We start from the raw sequence: 21,840 nt of genomic DNA, 5'->3' as shown, positions 1-21,840 counted from the left end.
GGGAAGGCGGCACCACTCAATCTCAGAGTGGTGCCGCCTTCTTTAATGGAGGGGGTGGGTCAGCTGCGTCGGCGGGTGCTGATTTCTGCGATGAGGACCAGGACTGCGGCGATGACCAGCAGGACGGTGGTCACGGTGAGTGCGGAGGTGAAGGATTCCGCCGGGGTGGCACCGCCGGCCATCCGGGTGGCGTAGATGGAGCCGATGACGGCGGGGCCGAGGGCACCACCGATCTGTCGGATCACGGTGTTGGTGGCACCGGCCATGCCGGCCTGTTTGAGGGGGACGGAGTTGATCGCGACGGTTGCCACAGAGGCGAGCATGATGGCGATGGAGACGCCGAAGATCATCAGGCGCCACACCACATTCAGGTAGGCGGTGGTTTCGTCGGTGTGGGCGATGAGGAAGGTGCCTACCGCGGCGAGCAGCAGGCCGATGAGCAGGGCGGCGTAGGAGGGCAGTTTGGCCAGTGCCTTGCCGGCGAGGGGGGCGACCACGAATGCGGTGCCCGGGAGGAAGACGATGTAGGTGGCGATGCCCAGGGGGTCGAGCTGCTTTGCGGAGCCGAGGAAGAGGGCCAGCATGAAGCCGACTCCCACCACGGAGAACAGTGCCATCATGGCGGCGAAGCAGGCGGCCGCGAAACCGGGGTTGCGGAAGACCCGTAGGTCCATCAGTGGGGCGTAGGTGTTGAGTTCGCGGTAGATGAACAGGGCGAGGGCGATCAGGCCGAGGGCGTAGCCGAGTAGTGCCGGGGTGGAGAACCAGCCCTGGGCACCGCCCTGGATCACGCCGAAGATCAGGCCGATGATGGCCAGGGTGGCGAAGATCTGCCCCTGGATGTCCATGCCTGGTTTGGAGGTCGGGGATTCGGGGAGGGCGGCCTGGGTGATCAGGGCGACGGTGATGGCGACCAGGAAGCTGGGCAGGAAGATCCAGCCCCAGGAACCGATCTTGAGGATCAGGCCGGCGACGATGGCGCCGACGGCCAGGCCACCGGTGGTGCCGGCGCCCCAGAGTGCCATGTAGGGGCCACGCTTGCGGGGGTCGGGCACTGCCATGGCGATCGCACCCAGGGTGGTGGGGAGCAGGGCGCCGCCGCCGAGTCCGGAGAAGGCCTGACCGGTCCACAGCACCGGCATGGCCAGGTCACCGGCCAGGGAGGCCAGGCCGCCGAGCAGGGCGCCGAGGACCATCAGCCAGAGGGCGATGATCATGACTTTGCGGCGGCCGATGTTTTCAGCGATGACACCGGCGGAGAGCACGGCAGCGGACATGGCGAGGATGTAGATGCTCTGCACCCACTGTAGTCCGGAGGTGGTGGCACCGGTGTCGGCGGCGATGGTGGTCAGCGAGACTGACACCAGGTTGATGGGCAGTTGAGCCACCATCACGGCGAGGACGGCGACGGTCACCACTTTTCGGGTGTCTATCGGGGGTTGGGCGGGGGTTGAGGTATTAGTCATGCTTCTATACGGACACTTTCAGGGCTAGGGGTCTTTTGAGACCTAAGCATGTTAGGTGACCTTTACCTCTGAAAGTGAGTGGAGGTGAAAGTGGCAGGAAAAACAACGCTTTCGGGGGTGGGGTCGATGCCCGTAAGTTTGACTTGCGACGACCACACCCCCCTCCTCAGTGTCAGGGGTTGCGGGGGCCGCGGGGACCGAAGTCGAAGTCGGCGGTCATGGGGCCGAAGGTCTTCAGTCCGGCGGGCGCATCCTTGGGATCGAGGTGGAGTTCCAGGAAGGCACCGTCCTCCGATTCCTCGATGTCCGCCAGGGCTTCCTCCAGTTCCCCTTCGGTGCGGGCCTGGTGGCTGCGCATGCTGGTGTCGGGGTGGAAGATGCGGGGCAGTTGGCTGAAGGACCAGTTCTGGATGTCGTTGTATTCGGCGTCCATGCCCAGGATGAGACGTTCGATGGTGTAGCCACGGTTGTTGAGCAGCACGATGATGGGTTTGAGGTTCTGGCGCAGGATGGTGGAGAGTTCCTGGGCGGTCATCTGGAAGGAGCCGTCCCCGATGAAGAGGATGTGGCGACGTCCCGGTTCCGCCAGCTGGCTGCCCAGGGTGGCCGGGAGGGTGAAACCGATGGAACCCCAGATGCCGGAGTTGATGTAGCGGGTGCCGGTGGGCAGGGGGTGGGGGCCCAGGCCGATGCTGGAGGTGCCGGCCTCGGCGATGACCACATCATCCTCCCGGAGGAAGCGGGCCAGGCGCGGCCAGAGACGTTCCTGGGTGAGTTCGGCCCCAGCCTGCACCTCCCAGGGTTCGCTTATCGACGCCGCGGGGGCAGCCGCCACCTGACTGTTGCCGGCAGGCACCCTTTCAAGGAGGAGGTCCAGCAGTTCCAGGACGGTGATGCCGATGAAGTGTTCCTTGCCGATGCTGACATGCTGGTCACCGAAGTCCAGGGTGGTTTCGGGCAGTGCATGGGTGAAACCACCGGAGTTGGCCTCGATGAAACGTGGGGTGGTGGTGATCAGGAAATCGGCCTGTTCGATCGCCGCCTTCACCGCCGGGGCGGAACCCGCACCGTTGTAGGTGCCCAGGAAGAGGGGGTGATGTTCATCTAGTACACCCTTGCCGGAGTTCAGGTGGGCGTAGGGGGTTCCGGTTTTCTCGGCGAAGGCCTGCAGTGCAGGCACGAAGCCGTGGCGGTCGGCGTCCAGGTCGGCGAGGATGACGGGGCGCTGCGCGGCGTCGAAAAGCTCCAGTACCCGGGAGGCGGCGGACTCGAGTCGCTCCGGGTCGCTGCCCGGCAGGGTGAGGTCGAAGTCGGTGTCGGGGGCCTCGACGCACAGGTGGGAGATGTCGGAGGGCAGCTGGAGGTGCACGGGGCGCTTCTCCCGCAGGCAGGTGTGCAGGGCTCGGTCGATCTCCACCACCGCATTCATCGGGGTCAGCCGGACCGCGGTGGCGGTGAACTGGCCGATGCTGTCGAGCATGTTGCGGAAATTTCCGTCCGCCATGGTGTGGTGCAGATCGTAGCGGTCCTCGGTGGCGTAGAGCGGCGGGGCGCCGGCCAGGGACACCAGGGGGACGTGTTCGGCCGCCGCCCCCGCGATACCGTTCAGGGCGCTCAACTCGCCGACCCCGTAGGTGGTCAGCAAGGCCGCGACACCCCGGGAGCGGGCATAACCATCGGCGGCGTAGGCGGCGTTGAGCTCATTGCAGGTGCCGATGAAACGAATACCCTCCGCCTCGTTGACCTGCTCCAGGAAGTTGAGGTTGAAGTCACCGGGGACCCCGATGATCTCGGTGACACCGATCTGCTTGAGGCGGCTGATCAGGAACTCGCCGATGGTGATGCGCATGAGGTTTTCTCCTTGGGTTGTTGTGGGGCTCAGTTGCTGAGCTGGCTCACGGTGGAACGGGCGGCAAGCTCATCCGGGCAGGACTTCGGTGCCTGCTCAGCCACCACGGTGGAGTGGCGACGCTGGTGGAACTGCTGGCCCAGCCAGATCAACGCCAGGGTCATGATCCACAGCGGCAGGGCGAAGAGGGCGATCCGGTAATCCGGCAGGAAACCCATCAGCACCAGCAGCAGGGCGAAGAAGGCCAGACAGAGATAATTGGCCAGCGGGGAGAAGGGGGAACGGTAAGCAGAGGTCTGGCCCTCACGACGCAGCTGCGCCCGGAACCTCAGGTGGGAGATCGCGATGGCGGACCAGGAGATGATCTCCGCAGCCAGGATGATCGCCATCAGGGCGAAGAGCAGCTGACCCTGGAAGAGGAAGTTCAGCAGCACCGCCCCACCCATCAGGCCGGAGTTGAAGAGCAGGGCGCGCAGCGGCAGACCACGCCGGGTGGTGTGGGTGAAGAAGGGCGGTGCCTGACCGTTGAGCGCAAGATCCCGCAGCATCCGGGCACCGCTGTAGGTCATGGTGTTGAACACCGACAGTGCCGCCGCCAGCACCACCACATTCAGCATGATGGCAGCACCACCGATACCCAGGCCCACCAGCACACTGACGAAGGGACTGGTGGTGGCGTCAATCTGGTTCCAGGGCCAGAGCAGCAGCATGATGCCCACCCCACCGACATAGAAGACGATCACCCGGAAAATGACACTGTTGATGGCCTTGGGGATGTTGCGCGTCGGGTTCTCCACCTCACCGGCGGCGGTCCCGATGGACACCACCCCGCCGAAGGTGAAGGTCACCGCGACCAGGGAAAGCATGAAACCACCCAACCCGGTCGGTGAGAAACCACCATGGGCCCAGAGGTTGCTGAAACCGATGGCAGGGTTCGGGCCGACACCCAGTACCAGGCAGAAACCCAGCACGATCATGGCGATCAGGGCGACCACCTTGATCATCGACATCCAGAACTCCACCTCACCGAAGGCACCCACGTGGATGAGATTGATGGCGGTGATCACGAGCAGACAGACCAGGGCGGTGACCCAGTGAGGGTGACCGGGGAACCAGAAGTCCATGAAGGCGCCCGCCGCGGTCAACTCCAGCATGCCGACGACAATGCAGGTGAACCACCAGTTCCAGCCGGTGATGAAACCGGCGATGGGGCCGATGAACTTGCGGGCGTAGAAACTGAAGGAACCGGACACCGGGTGGGCCACCGCCATCTCACCCAACATCCGCATGATCAGGAAGATGATGGTGCCGGCCAGGATGAAGCCCAGGAGTACCGCCGGGCCGGCCAGCGTGATGCTGGCACCCGAACCGAGGAAGAGACCAGTGCCGATGGAGGAACCCAGGGCGATCATCTGCAGGTGCCGGGCCTTCAACCCCCGCTTCAGGCCACTATCTTCAACGGTATGGCTGCTCATGAGAGCACCCCTGCTTCCACCTCGGCGAAGAGCAGCTCAGAGCACTGCCGGTAGGCATTATCGGTCGGGGTGATACCCAACTCCGCCGCCTGTGCCAGATTCTCCCGGGTCTTGCGCGGCACCGTGGCGATCACCCTTTCCCGCAGACTCTCCGGGGAGGCCTGGGCACCGTGGAGGAACTCCTCCGCACCACCCATCACCCCGCCGGTGTTGTGCCACCACTCAGTCTGGAAGAGGATGCCCCGATCCGCCAACAGGCGAGCCAGCCGCTGCTCCTCCGCCTGGTTGGTGGCCTTGATCTGGTTGTTGGCGGGGCCGAAGACATAGGAGTAACACAGTCGGCTGATGCTCTCCTCGTCGAGGATGCCCCCGATCGCGGAAGGACAGAGAATATCGGCCTCAAAACCCAGGACCTCATCCACGCTGATCGCGCCGATCTCCATTGAGGGGTGGGCGGCCTGCAGCTCCTGGACTCGCTGCTGGTTGATGTCGGAGACCGTCAACCGAACCCCAGCCTCAATCAGATGCTCCGCCAGGTGCCAACCCACCGCACCCAGGCCCATCACCACCGCCGACTTCCCGCGCAGCTCATCGTGGCCCTCCTTGAAATGCACCGCCTCCCGCAACGCCAGGTAGGAACCCAGGGCGGTGGGACGGCCGCTCTCCCCCAGCGGAGAACTGGGGCCATTGGTGAACTGGCTGGAGAAATGCTCATTCATCACATCCGCCACCGCGGTACTCAGATTCATGTCCGGGCTGGTCATGGTGCGACAACGATCGATGGCGAAAGCCAGGAAACCCAGGGTCTCCAGATCATCCAGCTCCGGCTCCGCCATGTGCAGGGTGGTCTTGCAACCACCGAAGTCCAGACCGGCGGCAATATTCTTGAAGCTCATCGCCCGGCTCAGATTCAGCCCATCACTGATCACCTCGATCTCCGGGGTGGCCGGATCATGACGGCGGGTACCACCGGCCATGATGGCATGGTGCTTATTGCGCAGACCCAGCGTGCGACTGTGCTGATGACACATGAAACGGATATTGCGGCCGGCATGGAAATACACCTCAATCCCCTCATGGCGGCCCTGGCGCAGCAGATCCAGGATTTCCGCCAGATAATCGCTCAACCCATGCTCCGCGAAAAGAGCCAGCACCTGATCAGTGTCGAGGCTGAAACCGTGCCGGGTCAGGGTGGTGTGGGCGTTGAACTCCCGGTTATAGCGGGAGAAGTCCAACTCCTCTGCCCACTCATGTGCCGCGCTGAGGGTGTGCTCATCAGTGCGCCAGTTGTACTGCAGTTTCAGGGTGGTCAGTCCGGCCTGCTCCAGGGGGGTGAAGATGCTCTGGTCCACGAAGTTCTCCTCGGTATGGGAATGAATCGACAGGACGCGGAAATGGTGTGATCCACGTCATGATTACGAGAACTAATCCTGCTGCAGGGTGTGGGGCTTGTCACTCACCGCCTGTCGAGGATACTTTCGACATATGTCGAATAACCGCTCTGGTGCCGCTGAAAACCTCAGCCGGATCCAGACCCTCACCGATGACCTCGCCCAGGAACTGGGCAGGTCCGTGGAAGTGGACACCCCCTCCTTCGAAGTGGTGTGCGCCAGCGCCCAGATCGGCGCCATCGATGAACGTCGCATCTCCTCGATCATCCACCGCTCCCCTCCCCCGGAACCCGTCCCCTGGATCCTCAGCCACGGGGTGCGCACCGCCATCAGGCCGGTCCGCCTCCCCGCCAACCCCGACTTCGAGATGCTCCCCCGGGTCTGCTTCCCGGTCCGTCGCGCCGGGAAACTCTGCGCCTACCTCTGGCTCTTCGATGAGCCCCGGATGAGTGACGGTGAGATCAGCCGGGTGGAGGAGTTCATTGATCCACTGGCGGGTCTCTTCGCCCATGACGATGGCCTTGATGAACGTGCCCGACTGCTGGACGGTCTGGCCACGGACATCCTCCGGGGTGCTGAGGATGCGGTGCTTCGTGCGCAACGCGGCGGTTACCTGCCCGATGACGGCCGCCTCGGCATCCATGTCATCCGGTTGGGGGAAATGCTTGACGACGCCCCCGCCGGCCGCCTGCAGCGTGAGCTGAGTCGGCTGCACCGCAGCCGTTCTTTCCTGGTGAGCGTGGACTCCGGGATGCTCACCGTGGTGGAACGCAGCCGTTCTGAAACCGACACCGCCAAAGTTCTCGATGAGGTGCGAAGAGCTGCGATCATCAGCGGGGTGAAGGTGGAGGCGGTAGGTTCCGCAGGTGTCACTGAGGCGGGTCGGGCCCGGGGGATCCTGCGCCGTGCCCGTTTCATGTCGGAGGTGGCGGCCCTGCCCGGCATGACTTCCCCGGAACTGTCCTGGGAGGGGGCCGGGGCGTGGCGGATGCTCCTGGGTTGGGAGCTCAATGAAACCACCGTGCACACCCTCAGTGATGATGCCACCCGTCTCCTGCTCGCCGGGGAGCGTAGCTACTGGTCGACGGTGCTGGCCTATCTGGATAACGCCCGCAATGCCACCCTCACCGCCGGGGAACTCTTCATCCACCGTGCCACCCTCCACTACCGACTGGAACGCGCCCGGGAGATCATCGGGGCGGAGGCTCTGGAGGACGGATGGCGGGCAAATTCCCTGCAGGTGGCACTGCGGCTCCACGCCGCTCTGGCGGGGGCGGGGAAGCGTGAAATTCGGCTCTGAACAGTCTGTAATTCTTCCCTTTCCCTCTGCTCCGGCAGCGGTGCTGGCTTATGAAAAGGCCGCTGAGCTGAGACAATGGTGTTATGAGTCAGGAAACCGGGCAAGAAACGTATTCGATGAGCGTGATCGCGAGGGTACGTTCTGACTTCGGGCAGAAGTTCGGTGTACCACGCCAATCCGGCCTGGTGGCGGACCTGCGGGCGAGCATCATCTTCGAGCCGGAGTTCCGGAATGCCGATGCGGTTTCCGGACTGGAGGGATTCAGTCATTTGTGGCTGATCTGGGCTTTCTCCGAGAATGCGGACCGGGAACCCCGGCCCACGGTCCGTCCACCGCGACTTCAGGGGGAGCGGATAGGTGTCTTTGCCACCCGCAGCCCGCACCGACCCAACCCCATCGGCTTGTCCAGTGTCGCCATTGAGGGGATCGTCGAGGATCCGGAACTGGGGCCGATCATCACCATCTCGGGTGCGGACCTGGTCGACGACACCCCGATCTTCGACATCAAGCCCTATATCGCCACCGACTCACACCCGGAGGCGGAGCACGGATTCACCTCCCGGCACACGGGCTACCGGCTCAAGGTCGAGATTCCCGAAGGTCTCGGACATGAACTGCCCGCCTCGAAGATGGATGCCCTGATCGGGGTGCTGTCCGAGGATCCCCGGCCCCACTACCATCACGACGCCACCAGGCGTTACGGCCTGAACTTCGCCGGTATGGACATTAAATTCACGGTCGAGGGGCACACCCTGACGGTCCTCGGCATCGGATGATGCCCCCAGGGCATGCAGGATAAAGTGGGGAAACCCGCCCTTAAGGTCCCGGGTCCCATCCTTAAGTGCCGTTTTCCCCACCCTAGGCTGCATGGCCCCCTGGTTCAGTTCAACCAGATGAGACCGGGCCCGCTGGCCTTCGGCATTGGCCGGGGCTCCCCATCCTTGAAGGTGCAGGACGTTTCCTGTCCCTCGATATTGGCGTAGAGCGTGGCCGAGACCTCACCATTTGAGGCCGCCAACAGACTGGACTCCCCGAAGTGGGCCACATGGCCGGGCTCCGCCTGGGTGGCGATGGCGACAAACGTTGCCACGGCGTGGGGGTTGGCATGCCAACAATTACGAAGCTCGCCGTTCATGCGGATACTGAAGTGATTTCCTTCATGGCCCTCTACCTGGATGTCGGTGATCTTCTCCGGCGGGCACTTGCTGAAGATCCGGGCCTGGATGTGGTGGATGGCGTGGCCGGCAGCGAAGGAATCGCAGCCGCAGGTCAGGATATGGGTGCGCTCCGCATTGGCGATGGCGGGGTGACGGAAATGAGGGTTCCCGGACATGGGGTTCTCCTATAAAGATCGCAGCGTTCCCGGCGCGGAATATGTCACCGGGCAGATCTTCCCTTGAGGGCACCGCGGGGCGAATCCCGGGTTGCCAGTTGGCCAGTCAAGGGGCTTGGGGGCCGAACTTCTTGATCCAGGGAGAAACCCTAACATGTATTAGACCAAGCTGTCTATTTCGGATGATTTCCTATCCTGAACCGGGATCTACCTGATCATCATGTTCCTGGTCAGTGCTACAGCCGCCCTGGTGCTGCAGGACAAGCCGGGCCGACCCCTGGGTATCGATGGCCAGAAAGACCAGGAGCGCTACGCCTCACTGCGTACCTCCAGGGCCTACAAGGATGAGAAGGCGACAGTCCTGAGCTGATCTCCCTGAATGACAAAAAGCAGCGTTTATCGACGCCCCGCTTGGTGTTGTCCGGCGGGAAGACAACCCATGGGCGAACTACCTTGGTCGGCATGACACTCCTCGACGATCTGGTGGCCGGGCCCAGGGGCAGGGACTTCCTCATGGAGGTGGCCCTGTCCTCGGAAGGCAATGGCGGGCCATTGTCCCGGGCAACCTGGCGGGTGGGCAGCTACATGGAGCGCAACGTGCGGAAATTCGGCATCGACCGTGAGCACTCCGCGCGGGCCAGGGCCACGACAGTGGCCCCGCTCCTGGAGGAGGTGCCGTTGGTGGAGTTGGCCCCGAGGCTGCTCTACGACGCACTTGAGTACACCGTATTCAGGGCGACCTACTGGCAGGAACCCATGGACGGTGAGGTCTTCCTGTCCGCGGCCCCGCTGCGGCGGGGACTGTGCCGCATCGCCCGTCATGTCGCGGACTCCGAGGTGACGGCCGGGTGGTCGGATCCTTTCCTGCCTGATCGGCAGTGGTCGGTGAACTGGGCGAAACCCGATCCGGACACGCAGGTCCCGTCGGTGGACGAGGCGCTCGAGTCGTGGCGGGAGGAGGCGCAGACGGAAAGCCTGTGGTGGTCCACACCCCCATGGCCGGTGATCAGCACCGCCCGTGAGCTTGTGGACGGCACCCCGGGCGGCCTGCGCTTCGTGGAGGATGGGCGCGGGTGGGAGACCGCTCAGGTGCAGGCGGCCACGATATCTCCCGGGGCCAGGGTATTCACCATCAACGGGCCGGGGGCGTGGGCACAGCTGTGCCGACGCTTCCCCTTAGATGTGACCCCGGGCAAGGGGCAGGATTGGAGGCTTGCCACCGGGTACCCGCATGGCTGGGTGATCCCGGACTTCGTGCAGGTAGCGCAGCACTATGACGCGCTCCATCTGAGCATGCGGGGGTACTTCGCCACTGCCGGCCGGGTGATCCCGGTGGATGAGGAACAGGCGGGCCTGCTGGCGGGTTGGTCTCCGGGGCAGACTTTCTGGTTCACCGACGCGGTGGCGTTGGGGAAGCCGGTGACCTGGCGAAACCATGGGCACGACTTCAGTGAGTATGACTGGCGTCCAGACGCGGATGACCGGAAGGCCTGAACCTACTTGGGGGCTCCAGTTGAGAGCCTCACCAGCATCAGAGGGCTGCTGCACCCTCCCGGGATATATCGTCAAGCCGTCACCCTGCGCGGCGTCGATAAGCATCATTCGTGCCCTGCCTGTCGCATGCCCAGCCCACCTCGGCGATCTCCGGGGCACCTACTACACTGTCTAAGCATGACGAACCCGAGCGAAGGCACCTCCACCCCGGAGCACCGGTACACCCCGGAGCTGGCGAACTCCATTGAGCGCACCTGGCAGAACTACTGGACTGAAAACGGCACCTTCAACGCGCCGAACCCGGTCGGCGATCTGGCGCCGGCCGATGGCGCGGAACTGCCGGAAGACAAGCTCTTCGTCCAGGACATGTTCCCCTACCCTTCCGGGGCCGGTCTGCACGTTGGTCACCCCCTGGGTTATATCGCCACCGATGTCTTCGCCCGCTACAACCGCATGCTGGGCAAGAATGTCCTGCACACCCTGGGTTATGACTCCTTCGGTCTGCCCGCCGAGCAGTACGCCATCCAGACCGGCACTCATCCGCGCACCACCACCATGGCCAATATCGAGAACATGAAGCGCCAGCTCGGTGCGCTGGGTCTCGGCCATGATCAGCGTCGCGCCGTGGCCACCACCGACCCTGAGTTCTACAAGTGGACCCAGTGGATCTTCCTGCAGATCTTCAACTCCTGGTTCGATGCCGAGCAGCAGAAGGCCCGCCCCATCGCGGAGCTTCACTCCCTGCTGGAGTCCGGTGCGGTCCCCATCCCCGAAGCACTCGTGGAGAAGCACGGCACTGATTTCAAGGCCCTGGACAAGGTCGCCCGCGAAGAGATTATCGACGCTTTCCGCCTGGTCTACCGTTCCAACTCCACCGTGAACTGGTGCCCTGGTCTGGGTACCGTCCTGGCCAATGAGGAGGTCACCGGGGACGGCCGTTCCGAGCGTGGCAACTTCCCCGTATTCCGTAAGAACCTCTCCCAGTGGATGATGCGGATCACCGCCTATTCCGACCGTCTCATCGACGACCTGGAACTGCTGGACTGGCCGGAGAAGGTCAAGTCCATGCAGCGCAACTGGATCGGCCGTTCCCGCGGCGCCGAGGTTGACTTCAACTGCCAGGGTGAGAAGATCACCGTCTTCACCACCCGCGCGGACACCCTCTTCGGTGCCACCTACATGGTGCTCGCCCCCGAGCATGAGCTTGTCGACGCCCTGGTAACCGGGGGCAGCAACTCCTATGAAGGTATTGATGAGCGGTGGACCAATGGCCAGGCCACCCCGGCCGAGGCCGTCGCCGCCTATCGCTCCGCCGTCGTCGCCAAGTCCGACCTGGAGCGTCAGGAAAACAAGGAGAAGACCGGTGTCTTCCTCGGCGCCTACGCCACCAACCCGGTCAACGGCCAGCAGATCCCGGTGTTCATCGCCGACTATGTGCTCACCGGCTATGGCACCGGCGCCATCATGGCTGTTCCGGCCCACGATGTCCGTGACCATGAGTTCGCCACCGTCTTCGGCCTGCCCATCATCGAGGTTGTCGCCGGCGGTGACATCACCAAGGAGGCCTACACCGAGTCCGGTAAGTCGGTGAACTCCGCCAATGACCAGGGCCTGGATATCAACGGCCTAGCCAAGGAAGAGGCCATCGAGAAGACCATCAACTGGCTGGTGGAGAAGGAACTGGGTGCGGAGAAGATCCAGTACAAGCTGCGGGACTGGCTCTTCGCCCGCCAGCGTTACTGGGGCGAGCCCTTCCCCATCGTCTACGACGAGGACGGTGTGGCCCACGCCCTGCCGGAAGCCATGCTGCCCATCGAGCTGCCCGAGGTCGAGGACTACAAGCCGGTCTCCTTCGACCCGGAGGACGCCGACTCCGAGCCCTCCCCGCCGCTGGCCAAGGCGCGGGAATGGGTCGAGGTGGAACTTGACCTGGGTGAAGGTAAGAAGAAGTACTTCCGGGACACCAACGTCATGCCGCAGTGGGCCGGTTCCTCCTGGTACCAGCTGCGCTACATCGACCCGGCCAACTCCGATAAGTTCGTCGACCTGGAGAATGAGCGCTATTGGACGGGCCCCCGCCCCGATAAGCACGGCCCGAATGACCCGGGTGGTGTGGACCTCTACGTCGGTGGTGTCGAGCATGCCGTGCTGCACCTGCTCTACTCCCGCTTCTGGCACAAGGTGCTCTTCGACCTGGGTCATGTCACCTCCAGGGAGCCCTACCGCCGCCTCTACAACCAGGGTTATATCCAGGCCTACGCCTACACCGATTCCCGTGGCGTCTACGTCCAGGCCGATGAGGTCGAGGAGAAGGACGGCAAGTTCTTCTGGCAGGGCGAAGAGGTCAACCAGGAGTACGGCAAGATGGGCAAGTCCCTGAAGAATGCCGTTGCCCCGGATGATATCGCCGAGAACTACGGTGCCGACACCCTGCGCGTCTATGAGATGTCGATGGGACCGCTGGACACCTCCCGCCCCTGGGCCACCAAGGACGTGGTCGGTGCGCAGCGCTTCCTGCAGCGACTCTGGCGTCTGATCGTCGATGAGAACAGCGGCGAGGTATTCGCCTCCGCGGCTGAGCTCAGCGATGAGGACAAGAAGCAGCTGCACCGCACCATCGCCGGTGTCCGCGAGGATTACCTGCACCTGCGGGTCAACACCGTGGTGGCCAAGCTCATCGAGTACGTCAACTACCTGACCAAGACCTACCCGGGCCAGGTCCCCACCGCTGCTGTGGAACCCCTGGTTGTCATGGTCTCCCCAGTGGCCCCGCATATCGCGGAGGAGCTGTGGCAGCGTCTGGGCCACACTGAGACCGTCACCTTCGTCCCCTTCCCCGAGTTCGAGGAGAAGTGGCTCAAGGACGATGAGATCGAGCTGCCGGTCCAGATCAACGGCAAGGTCCGGTCGCGTATCAACGTCGCCGCTGACGCCACCCAGGAGCAGGTCATCGAGATCGCCCTGGCCGATGAGAAGGTTGCCGCACAGCTTGAGGGCAAGAACCTGATCAAGCAGATCGTGGTGCCGGGGCGCATGGTCAACCTGGTGGTCAAGTAGTACACCTGGCTGGATGACGGGCCCCCTGGTGGGCGCAGGGAAGAACAAGGTGCCTGCCAGGGAGCTGCCAGGGCGGATCATTAGCCTGGCGGGCATGATCACGGCACCACCTCAACCCCCCACTTTCCTGGCCCGTGTCCCCCGAGCAGTCCCCCACCAGCCCTTCCACGCCCTCACCCTGGGTGTTTTTGCGCTCCTGATCACCCTGGTGACCCTGCTCAAGAGCCGCTTCGAGATCGCCGGGCTCTGGGATGCCGCAGCCCACCAGCAGCGCTCCCTGGACCTGGAGCTCTTCAACGGGTTCATTGATCCGGTGGTCTGGTACGGCCCCCTGATCAACACCTTCGGCAACACCGCCCTCTTCATCCCCCTGGGATTCCTGCTCCACCTGCTGCTCCGACATCGGGTCAACTACCCGATCCTGACTGTCTTCCTCAGCGCAGCAGCAGTCAGCCTCGGCATCGAGGTGACCCAGTTCCTTTTCGCCCTCGGTTACTCCGATGTGGATGACCTGCTGACCAATAGCCTAGGCGGGCTGGGAGGCGCTCTCCTGGCTGCTCGGATGAGGTCTAAGGGGCAGCTCGGTTTCTCCCTCCTGACCCTGCTGTCCAGCTTGGGGGTGCTGGCGGTGGCCGGGGTAGGTCGGGTCCTGTAGTTTCTCCTACTCTGGATCGGCCATGGGAAACTCCATCTCCCGGTAGATGGCCTCCTCAAATTTTCGGGCGATATTCTCGATCCGCTCATCCCCCAGATCATGCAGGCGCTGAAGGCTGATCCCCATCCGGGCGGTCTCGGTGGCGGCCAGCTCCAGGGGATGCTTGTGGAAACCTTCCGCATCGATTCGGGCGGGCTCCACGCAGGTGGCGTAGAAGGTGTAGAGATCGACGTATTTCTCATCCAGCGCGGTGTACCAACCCCACTTGTCCGCGATCCCCAGGAGGAACTCCCGGGTCTGGGGCAGCAGCCAGGGATTGGAGCTGGGACAGTCATGGATCTTCAGTTCCAGGGAACCGAAGCGGTAGCTGTTGTGTTCCTGGGGATTGATGCTGTCCTGGTTCAGGAGCTGACCGAACCTGATCAGTCCCTCCGGCACAATGCCGGAGGTGACCACCGACCAGGGCAAACTGAGCTGCCAATTACCGAGACCGTAGGTGTTGCCCTCGATGAGGTAATCTCCGACTTCCCGACGGTAGATCAGGTTACGCAGGAAATATCTCTCGGCTTCAAAATCCAGGAACCTTCTGCCAGCCTCCTGGTAGATATTCAGTGCAGACCAGGTGCGGGGGGTGTGAAAAACCTGATCCCAGAAGAGGGTGCCCGGGGAGTGGAATTTATCCAGGATCCGGAAGTGTCTCAATGCCTCCAGGATGTCGGCCACCGGCACCTCCGGGTGTTGCTCGGTGAAACGCCGGTCCCGGTCCTCCAGCAGCTCCACATTGGGCAACTTGTTCAACACTTCGCGGGAAATCGGGGGCCAGGTTTCATTCTTCTCCCAGAAGTCATGGGTGGATGCCCAGGGCTCAGTGCGCTCCCCCTGCCAGGCGGATTCATCCGCTTTAACCACCGCACGCAGGGCATCCAGATCCTGGGGATACTTGAACATTGGCACCATCCACCTTTTCATGAACGAGAAATATGATGATTATGCTGCCAGACCTTCCGCCCACGGGGCTTGCGACATTCGCTCAGCCGTACTAATCCCCTACTTCAGTCCTTCCCGCTGCCAGACCTTCCGGAGCCCGGCGCGGAAGGGCACGACCAGGACGCCGAGGGATGCCGCCACGCCCACTCCGAGGGCCGCGGTGGCGCATAGTCCGGGGCGCTGTGCCCCGCGCGCCTCAGCTGCCGCGGAGGTGGTGGTGCCCAGGGCTGCGGCGTTGATCAGGGAGGCGGTGGAGCTGATCCGCAGGGTGTCTTCCCGGTCCCGGCTGATGTTGGGCAGGAAGGGTAGTGCGGCCAGGCCCAGGCTCAGCAGGGGCATCAGCAGAATCGTCGGTTTCGGATATCTGCGTCCCTGGGGCTGGCCACCCACTCGGTAGTTCATCGCCACCTCCTCGGGAAGTTTCTGCCAGTTGCGGGCAAGGGAGAGTGCGGTGGCGCCCGCGAGTATCGCGGGGACCGCTCTGGCGGTGTTCATCGTCGAGGTGGGGATGGCGGCGATGACATCGGCGTCCAGGTCGTCGGGGCGGATCCAGCCGAGTTTGACGGCCACCGCACCGAGGTTGATGGTCCATCCCAGGCCGAAGAGGCGGGGCTGGAGGATCCGGGGGTCCTGGGGGTCCCAGATCCGGCTGCGCACCTCCCGGCTGCCTGGGCCCCGGAAGTCGTAGGGGATGCCGAAGAGGGTGCCCTGGGGTTGTTTCTGGCTCGGGTGTGGGTCCTCCGGGGCGCGGAACTCTGCGGCGGTGACTTGGGCGTAGTCGGTGGGGGTGCCGAGCTCGGCGGTCAGGTCACTGCCGGTGGCGGCCAGTTCCTCGAGCAGGTCGCGGTGTTCGGCGATCACTCCCGCCACCTCGGTGGCGTGGAGGGTGGAGTTGGTGCGCAGTTGGGCCTGGAGGGCGTTCAGGTAGTCATGGGTGCGGTAGGACATGGTTCTTTTCCTTTGTGGATATCTATGGGGTGGGGGTCAGGAGGGGTTGCCGAGCAGGGTGTTCATGGCGTTGTGGAGTTCTCGCCATTCCCGGGCCAGGGTGTTGCGTTGGGTGCTGCCCGCTGCAGTGAGTGAGTAGTACTTGCGGGGTGGTCCGAGGGGGGATTCCTGCCAGCGGGTGTCCAGGGTTCCGGCCTTGGTCAGGCGGGTGAGCAGTGGGTAGACGGTGCCGGCGGGGGCGGCCAGGCCGGGGTGTTGGCGGAGTGTTTCCACCAGTTCGGCGCCGTAGAGTTCCTCGCGTTCCAGCAGGGTGAGGATGGCTAGTTCGAGGACTCCCTTGCGGAGTTGGGTGGTGGCCATGGGGAAGCTCCTTGCTCTGGGGAATGTTTAACCAGGTACCTTGCATTACATATAAGACTAGCATGCGATGCCCACTACTGGGTAGTGCAAATATTCTCCCTCCAGGGCAAGCCTTCACTCACCCGAACGGGTGGGAGTTTCTCCTGCCCCTGATTGCGGGGCAGGCTTTAGGTATCCTTTAATAAGTCTGAAGTAATACAACGAAAGGCACTTCCATGCGTTCTCTTCGATCCGCCTCCCTTGCTCTCGTCACCGCCGGCGCCCTGGTTCTGACCGCCGCCCCCGCTGCGATGGCCCAGGAGGACACCTCCTCCGTCAGCTCCTCCGGTTCCTCCGCTGTCGGGGATGCCCTGGGGGCCAATGAGTCCGAGCGTGCGATCTGGGGTTCCAGCAAGGACTCCGAGCAGGTCACCGCCTTCGGTTCCTCCTGGTACGCCTACACCATCGCCGCCACCGTCGCCGCCATCGCTGGTGGTGCCTATGCGGCAGCACCGGCCATCAACCAGTTCCTGGCTGAGCAGGGCCTCAACCTGCAGATCCCGACCTTCTGAGTCGAGAAAGCATGAGAAAACCCCGGTCCCGAATTTCTTCGGTGCCGGGGTTCGCTGTCTCCCCCGCTCCATCGCGGGAAAGGGGTAGCGCCTTAACCTAGTTTCCCGGAAAGCCGGTCGAGTCTGGCCTGGCTGGATCCGTCCAGACCGATGATCTCAACCTCCTTGCCCTTGTCCGCGAACTTCTGGATGATCGCGTCGAGGGTGGCCACGGTGGAGGCATCCCACACCTCGGCCTGGGTGAGGTCGATGAGGATCTTCCCGGCATTGTCCCGGTAGTCGAACTGGTACACCAGATCATTGCTGGAGGCCCAGAAGAGCTGGCCCCGGACCTGATAGGTCCGCACCGCCACCGGCTCATCCGCTTCCCCCGGGGCGGGGAGTTTTTCCACGGTGACCACATGGGACACCCGGCGGGCGAACATGATCATCGCGGTGATCACACCCAGCACCACCCCGATGGCCAGGTTGCCGGTGAAAAGGGTGGCCACCACGGTGACCAGCATGACGATGGTTTCGCTGAGTGGCATCACCTTCAGGGTGCGCGGTTGGATGGAATGCCAGTCCAGGGTGGTCAGGGACACCATGATCATGATCGCCACCAGGGCGGCCATCGGGATCAGCCCGACGATGTCACCGAGCCCGACGACCGCGAGGAGCAGGAAGACACCGGCCAGTAGGGTGGACAGGCGGGTCCGGGCCCGGGCGATCTGGACATTGATCAGGGTCTGGCCGATCATGGCACAGCCACCCATGCCACCGAAGACACCGGTGACGATATTGGCCACGCCCTGGCCCCAGGACTCCCGGGTCTTGTCGGAGTGGACCTCACTGATGTCGTCGACCAGTTTGGCGGTCATCAGGGATTCCAGCAGACCCACCAGGGCCACCGAGAGTGCATAGGGCGCGATGATCTGCAGGGTCTCCAGGTTCAGCGGCACCTCGGGGATCATCAGGGTGGGCAGGCTGTCCGGCAGCTCGCCCTGCTGGCCCACATCGGGCACATTCCAGCCGAAGAGCACCACAACCACGGTCATCACCAGGATCGTCACCAGCGGGGCGGGGATGGTGGTGCTGATCCGGGGGAAGCCGTAGAGGATGATCAGGCTGACCCCCAGGAGGGGATAGACCAGCCAGGGTACGTCGATCAGGTGGGGCAGTTGGGCCACGAAGATGGTGATGGCCAAGGCGTTGACGAAACCGGTCATCACTGAACGCGGGATGAAACGCATCAGCTTGGCGACGCCCAGCAGGGCCATGATGATCTGGAAGACCCCGCCCAGCAGCACCGCGGCGATCAGATAGTCCAGGCCGTATTCCTTGGACAGGGGGGCCACCACCAGGGCGACGGCACCGGTCGCGGCCGAGATCATCGCCGGCCGCCCACCGGTGAAGGCGATGGTCACCGCCATGGTCACCGCGGAGAAGAGGCCGACCCGGGGGTCGACTTCGGCGAGGATGGAGAAGGAGATCGCCTCCGGGATCAGCGCGAGGGCGACGACCAGTCCACCCAGTACCTCAATGCGCAGCCGGGTGAGGGAGGTGAAGGCATAACGGAAGGAGGCCACAACCCCGGTGGGGGCATCAGAACCATTCGGGTCGGGGTTCTTGGGGACCTCATGAACGATGACATTACTCAAGAGCGGATTCCAATCGGCTAGACAGAGGCGAAGCCCCAGCTAAATGCGGGTAATGGGTAATAATTCAGCACCGTCACCCTAATGGAATCCCAAGGTTTCGCAATAACTCCGCCCTGGTAGGCCTCCTCTCCCCTCCGTCAGCGGCGGAGTTTGAGGATCAGACCGAGGAAGGCCTTACCTGCCGGGGTGAGTGTCTGGGCCTCCCGAATCGGGTAACGCCCCATTTCCCAGGGGAAGACATTCATGGCCAGCAGGAACTGGTAGTTATCGGCGTAGCACTCCGGGTACTGCCCGCTCCGGGGGTTGCCCCGGTACCAGTCGTGGAGGATATCCTCCATCGGCTGGAACTCGGTGGGGTCATAGAGGACCGGCAGGTTGAGGGCGATGTGATGTGCCAGATGGAGCGGCTGGTCCAGGTATTCCTCCCCCAGTTCGCTGATACTGAGTTTATTGCCCTGAAGATCCAGCAGCCCCAGGTGCTGGAGCACCTCCCGCAGGATCAGGACCGTGATGGTCTCGGATTCACGGTTGAATTTCCCGAAGGAGTAGTTCTTCATCTCCAGCCGCTCGGCCACCTGCTGGACCAGAGCGGGCTTGAGGTAGCCCGCCTGGGTCAGCGTCACCCCGGCGCCGATGAAACGCAGGTACCAGCGCACCGAGGCGGTGATGGTCTCGGCATCTTCCAACGAGATCAGCGGGATGGAATCCAGATCCAGCTGCCCCTCATCCTCCGGGAGGGTGACCCCCGGGGCGAAGGTGACATCAGGAAATCCCTTGAGCGCATCCCGGATCTCCCGGATCGTCTCCGGCCCGAGAAGATCCGCATCCCCACCACCATTCGGCAGCTGTTCGCGCAGTGAGTGCGGGTCCCGCCCCTCTTCCGCGATGCTTGACGACGCCCCCTCCATCCCGGCGAGGTCCTCATCCCCGGGGTCTGGCCAGAGCACGGCATTGGGCCAGTCCGCCGGGTTGGCCAGGGCATCGGTGGCGGTGCCGTCCCCGTGGATGGTGCCCACCGGGCCCAGTCCGTCGACATAGCCGGGCAGGATGGCGAAGCACACCCGGCTGGCCACCGTCGCCGGATCAACATAGGTCAGGCGGGCCAGCACCTGGTGGGGGTGGAGGCCGGGCAGGTGGTCGGAGATGTGGTCCGCGGCCTCCATATCAACCTCGAGCGCGGAGATGGCGCGCAGCGCGGCCTCGCGCATCTGCGCCATGATGACCACCCCGCCGCAGCCTTCGACGATATCGGGGCCCGTGGCGTCGATAAGCTTCGGCACCAGCATCCGCTCCGTGGGGAAACCCAGGCTGGTGATGGTGACGGCCCAGGCCTCCTCGGAACCATAGTGGTACTCCGCCGAGCCATAGGGGTCCACCAGCAGATCCGGCAGCTTCCGGTGCTCTTCCTCCGCGAGGGTGAAACCGGTGCGGGACTGGGGGTGGGTCGGCAGGAAACTATGCGGCTGCTGGCCGGAGAACTCGAAGGCATGACAGATCACCTCATGCAGGTCGACGAGGGTGATCTGGGAGGACAGGACGACGGTTCGGGTGATCATCGGCTCTGACCCATCCAGGGCAAGGTGCAGGGTCACGCTAGGCATGGTTGCAGCATAGAACGGACTTCGGGGCGGTGGCGGGAAATCCACTGAGTGGGGGAGAGCGACCCTGGTTGACGTGGGCGCACTTTTCGGGGGACGCTGGTGGAAAACCCCCGTTTTCAGAGGACAAGAAGGAACGCCCATGGCAACCTCCCCACCCACCCTGGCCATCTCCCCTGAGGCCGCCCAGGCGCCCCTGGTACTCGCCCTGGACATCGGGTCCACCGCCTCCCGGGGCGGGCTCTATGACGCCGGGGGACGCCCGATCGAGGGCTCGAAGCAACGTCAGGCCCATGAGTTCACCAAGGCCGCCGACGGCACCAGCACCATTGACGCCGACCAGGTCTACGAGGAGTGCGCCCGGATCGTCGAGGGCATCGTGGACTTCGCGGATGCCGCCGGCCTCGCGGAAGAGATCCGGGGCGTGGCCCTGGACACCTTCGCCTCCTCCCTGGTGCTCACCGCCGCGAACAAGAAGGGGAAGCAGCGGGCAATCAGCCCCTGCTACACCTACGCCGACGCCCGTTCCCACGCCCAGGTGGAACAGCTCCGCCGCGAGCTGGATGAACAGGAGTATCACGCCCGTACCGGGGTGCGGCTGCACACCTCCTACCTGCCCTCCCGCATCCTCTGGCTGCGGGAAACCCAGCCCGAACTGCTCGAGCAGGCGGATCAGCTGATGAGTCTGGGGGAGTATGTCTACTACCGGCTGGCCGGGGTCCGTGGTCTGGCCCGCTCCACCGCCGCCTGGGCCGGCATCCTCGACGCCCACAGTGCCGAGCTGGACCAGCCCATCCTGGACCATGTCCAGGCCAACCCGGAATGGTTCGCCGAACTCAAGGACCCTGATGAACCCTCCCGCAGCACCAGGAAGAAGGTGGCCAAGAACTGGCCCTGCCTGGCAGCGGCGAAGTGGTTCCATGCCATCCCCGACGGCTGGGCCTCCAATGTGGGGCCGGGGGCGGTGGATCCCCGCACCGTGGCGGTCGCCGCCGCCACCTCCGGGGCGATGCGCGTGATCCTCGATGAGGTGCCGGAACGCATCCCCGAGGGACTCTGGTGCTACCGGCTCTCCCGCAGTTCCTGCATCCTCGGGGGCGCCCTCAATGATGTGGGCCGTGCCATCAGCTGGCTGGCGGAGACCATCACCCCGGTGGAGAACCTGGGGGAGGTGCTCAGCGGGCCGCCCCTGGCGGGCACCCCGCTGGTGGTCCCCTTCTTCAGCGGGGAAAGGGCCACCGGATGGGCCACCCAGGCCACCGCCTCCTTCACCGGGCTCACCGCCTCCTCCGGTCCGGCGCACCTCTGGCGGGGGACGGTGGACGGCCTCGCCATCTCCTACGCCCGGATCTGGGAACAGCTCCTGGAAGCAGGTGCCCAGCCCGAGCGGGTGGTGGCTTCGGGCAGCGTCACCACCAAACACCCGGAGTGGCTGCAGTGTCTTGCGAATGCACTTTCGATCCCGGTGATCTCCGCCGAGATGAAACGGGTGACCCTGCGGGGCACCGCCCTGATCGCCCTCGCCCAGCTGGCCCCGGATGCCGGGTCCGTCGAATTACCGGAGGGCCGGGTCTATGAACAGCTGGCCGGAACGGGGGAACACTATGGGCAGTTGCGCCAGAAGTTTGAAGAACAGTACCGGGTCAACCTGGAAATGTAGTTAAGGTTTCACTCAGGTTCCGTTCGAATGGATGGGGCTGAACATGTGGCCGCCCCGAGACCATCAATGATCATCA

18 protein-coding genes and 1 riboswitch are annotated in these 21,840 nt (G+C 63.9%); of the genes, 8 read left to right on the top strand and 10 right to left on the bottom strand.

The features are described 5' to 3' along the window. Positions 1 to 59: 59 nt before the first annotated feature. From COCCU_RS13745 to COCCU_RS13730, 4 genes are all read right to left on the bottom strand, one after another. Positions 60 to 1,466 (bottom strand): MFS transporter, encoded by a 1,407-nt coding sequence (locus COCCU_RS13745; protein WP_156232348.1) that lies wholly within the window; start codon positions 1,464 to 1,466, stop codon positions 60 to 62. 172 nt (positions 1,467 to 1,638) lie between these two features. Further along, positions 1,639 to 3,315, bottom strand: a complete 1,677-nt coding sequence (locus COCCU_RS13740; RefSeq protein WP_156232346.1) for an alpha-keto acid decarboxylase family protein — start codon at positions 3,313 to 3,315, stop codon at positions 1,639 to 1,641. 29 nt (positions 3,316 to 3,344) lie between these two features. Then, positions 3,345 to 4,790: an amino acid permease gene (locus COCCU_RS13735; protein ID WP_156232344.1), complete on the bottom strand. Its 1,446-nt coding sequence runs from the start codon at positions 4,788 to 4,790 to the stop codon at positions 3,345 to 3,347. Beyond that, a complete protein-coding gene (locus COCCU_RS13730) occupies positions 4,787 to 6,142 on the bottom strand; it encodes a Glu/Leu/Phe/Val dehydrogenase family protein (protein ID WP_156232342.1) in 1,356 nt (451 codons plus the stop codon). The genes COCCU_RS13735 and COCCU_RS13730 overlap by 4 nt, the downstream gene beginning before the upstream one ends. 133 nt (positions 6,143 to 6,275) lie before the next feature. Here COCCU_RS13730 and COCCU_RS13725 point away from each other — a divergent pair, with 133 nt between their 5' ends. Both COCCU_RS13725 and tsaA read left to right on the top strand, forming a co-directional pair. After that, on the top strand, positions 6,276 to 7,481 hold the full coding sequence (locus tag COCCU_RS13725; protein WP_156232340.1) for a PucR family transcriptional regulator: 1,206 nt from the start codon (positions 6,276 to 6,278) through the stop codon (positions 7,479 to 7,481). 116 nt (positions 7,482 to 7,597) lie between these two features. Then, positions 7,598 to 8,257 carry a tRNA (N6-threonylcarbamoyladenosine(37)-N6)-methyltransferase TrmO gene (gene tsaA / locus COCCU_RS13720; protein ID WP_156232338.1) on the top strand — a complete coding sequence of 220 codons (660 nt, stop codon included), beginning with the start codon at positions 7,598 to 7,600 and terminating at the stop codon, positions 8,255 to 8,257. A 104-nt stretch (positions 8,258 to 8,361) separates the two neighbouring features. Here tsaA and COCCU_RS13715 read toward each other — a convergent pair whose 3' ends face one another. Continuing rightward, positions 8,362 to 8,814, bottom strand: a complete 453-nt coding sequence (locus tag COCCU_RS13715; RefSeq protein WP_156232335.1) for a hypothetical protein — start codon at positions 8,812 to 8,814, stop codon at positions 8,362 to 8,364. A 17-nt stretch (positions 8,815 to 8,831) separates the two neighbouring features. Beyond that, a riboswitch (SAM riboswitch) is annotated at positions 8,832 to 8,951 on the bottom strand. Positions 8,952 to 9,034: 83 nt separating this feature from the next. On the opposite strand from COCCU_RS13715, the gene COCCU_RS13710 reads away from it, so the two are divergent. The 4 genes from COCCU_RS13710 (at position 9,035) to COCCU_RS13695 (ending at position 14,020) form a co-directional block, all read left to right on the top strand. Further along, on the top strand, positions 9,035 to 9,184 hold the full coding sequence (locus COCCU_RS13710; RefSeq protein ID WP_156232333.1) for a hypothetical protein: 150 nt from the start codon (positions 9,035 to 9,037) through the stop codon (positions 9,182 to 9,184). 92 nt (positions 9,185 to 9,276) lie between these two features. Continuing rightward, positions 9,277 to 10,308 (top strand): hypothetical protein, encoded by a 1,032-nt coding sequence (locus COCCU_RS13705; RefSeq protein ID WP_156232331.1) that lies wholly within the window; start codon positions 9,277 to 9,279, stop codon positions 10,306 to 10,308. Positions 10,309 to 10,485: 177 nt separating this feature from the next. Beyond that, on the top strand, positions 10,486 to 13,365 hold the full coding sequence (leuS, locus tag COCCU_RS13700; protein WP_156232329.1) for a leucine--tRNA ligase: 2,880 nt from the start codon (positions 10,486 to 10,488) through the stop codon (positions 13,363 to 13,365). A gap of 94 nt (positions 13,366 to 13,459) precedes the next feature. Beyond that, the gene (locus COCCU_RS13695; protein WP_197088378.1) at positions 13,460 to 14,020 is read left to right on the top strand and encodes a VanZ family protein; all 561 of its coding nucleotides are present in this window, start codon (positions 13,460 to 13,462) and stop codon (positions 14,018 to 14,020) included. Between the two features lie 6 nt (positions 14,021 to 14,026). Here the strand turns inward: COCCU_RS13695 and COCCU_RS13690 are convergent, their stop codons facing one another. From COCCU_RS13690 to COCCU_RS13680, 3 genes are all read right to left on the bottom strand, one after another. After that, positions 14,027 to 14,968 (bottom strand): hypothetical protein, encoded by a 942-nt coding sequence (locus COCCU_RS13690; RefSeq protein ID WP_156232325.1) that lies wholly within the window; start codon positions 14,966 to 14,968, stop codon positions 14,027 to 14,029. 99 nt (positions 14,969 to 15,067) lie between these two features. Then, on the bottom strand, positions 15,068 to 15,955 hold the full coding sequence (locus COCCU_RS14865) for a DUF5808 domain-containing protein (protein WP_156232323.1): 888 nt from the start codon (positions 15,953 to 15,955) through the stop codon (positions 15,068 to 15,070). Positions 15,956 to 15,991: 36 nt separating this feature from the next. Next, entirely contained in the window at positions 15,992 to 16,315 is a 324-nt protein-coding gene (locus COCCU_RS13680) for a PadR family transcriptional regulator (RefSeq protein ID WP_156232321.1), read from the bottom strand. A 215-nt stretch (positions 16,316 to 16,530) separates the two neighbouring features. On the opposite strand from COCCU_RS13680, the gene COCCU_RS13675 reads away from it, so the two are divergent. Beyond that, positions 16,531 to 16,866, top strand: a complete 336-nt coding sequence (locus COCCU_RS13675; protein ID WP_156232319.1) for a hypothetical protein — start codon at positions 16,531 to 16,533, stop codon at positions 16,864 to 16,866. 92 nt (positions 16,867 to 16,958) lie between these two features. Here the strand turns inward: COCCU_RS13675 and COCCU_RS13670 are convergent, their stop codons facing one another. Together COCCU_RS13670 and COCCU_RS13665 are read right to left on the bottom strand one after the other, a co-directional pair. Then, positions 16,959 to 18,506 carry a SulP family inorganic anion transporter gene (locus COCCU_RS13670; RefSeq protein ID WP_156232318.1) on the bottom strand — a complete coding sequence of 516 codons (1,548 nt, stop codon included), beginning with the start codon at positions 18,504 to 18,506 and terminating at the stop codon, positions 16,959 to 16,961. A gap of 137 nt (positions 18,507 to 18,643) precedes the next feature. After that, complete coding sequence (locus tag COCCU_RS13665) at positions 18,644 to 20,107, bottom strand: IS1096 element passenger TnpR family protein (protein WP_197088377.1); 1,464 nt, start codon at positions 20,105 to 20,107, stop codon at positions 18,644 to 18,646. Between the two features lie 139 nt (positions 20,108 to 20,246). Here COCCU_RS13665 and COCCU_RS13660 point away from each other — a divergent pair, with 139 nt between their 5' ends. Beyond that, entirely contained in the window at positions 20,247 to 21,764 is a 1,518-nt protein-coding gene (locus COCCU_RS13660) for a gluconokinase (protein WP_156232314.1), read from the top strand. Positions 21,765 to 21,840 lie beyond the last annotated feature (76 nt).

The organism is Corynebacterium occultum (assembly GCF_009734425.1).
GTDB classification, from domain to species: domain Bacteria; phylum Actinomycetota; class Actinomycetes; order Mycobacteriales; family Mycobacteriaceae; genus Corynebacterium; species Corynebacterium occultum.
The sequence above is the reverse complement of the archived record's forward strand: the minus strand, read 5'-3'. Positions and strand labels throughout refer to the sequence as shown.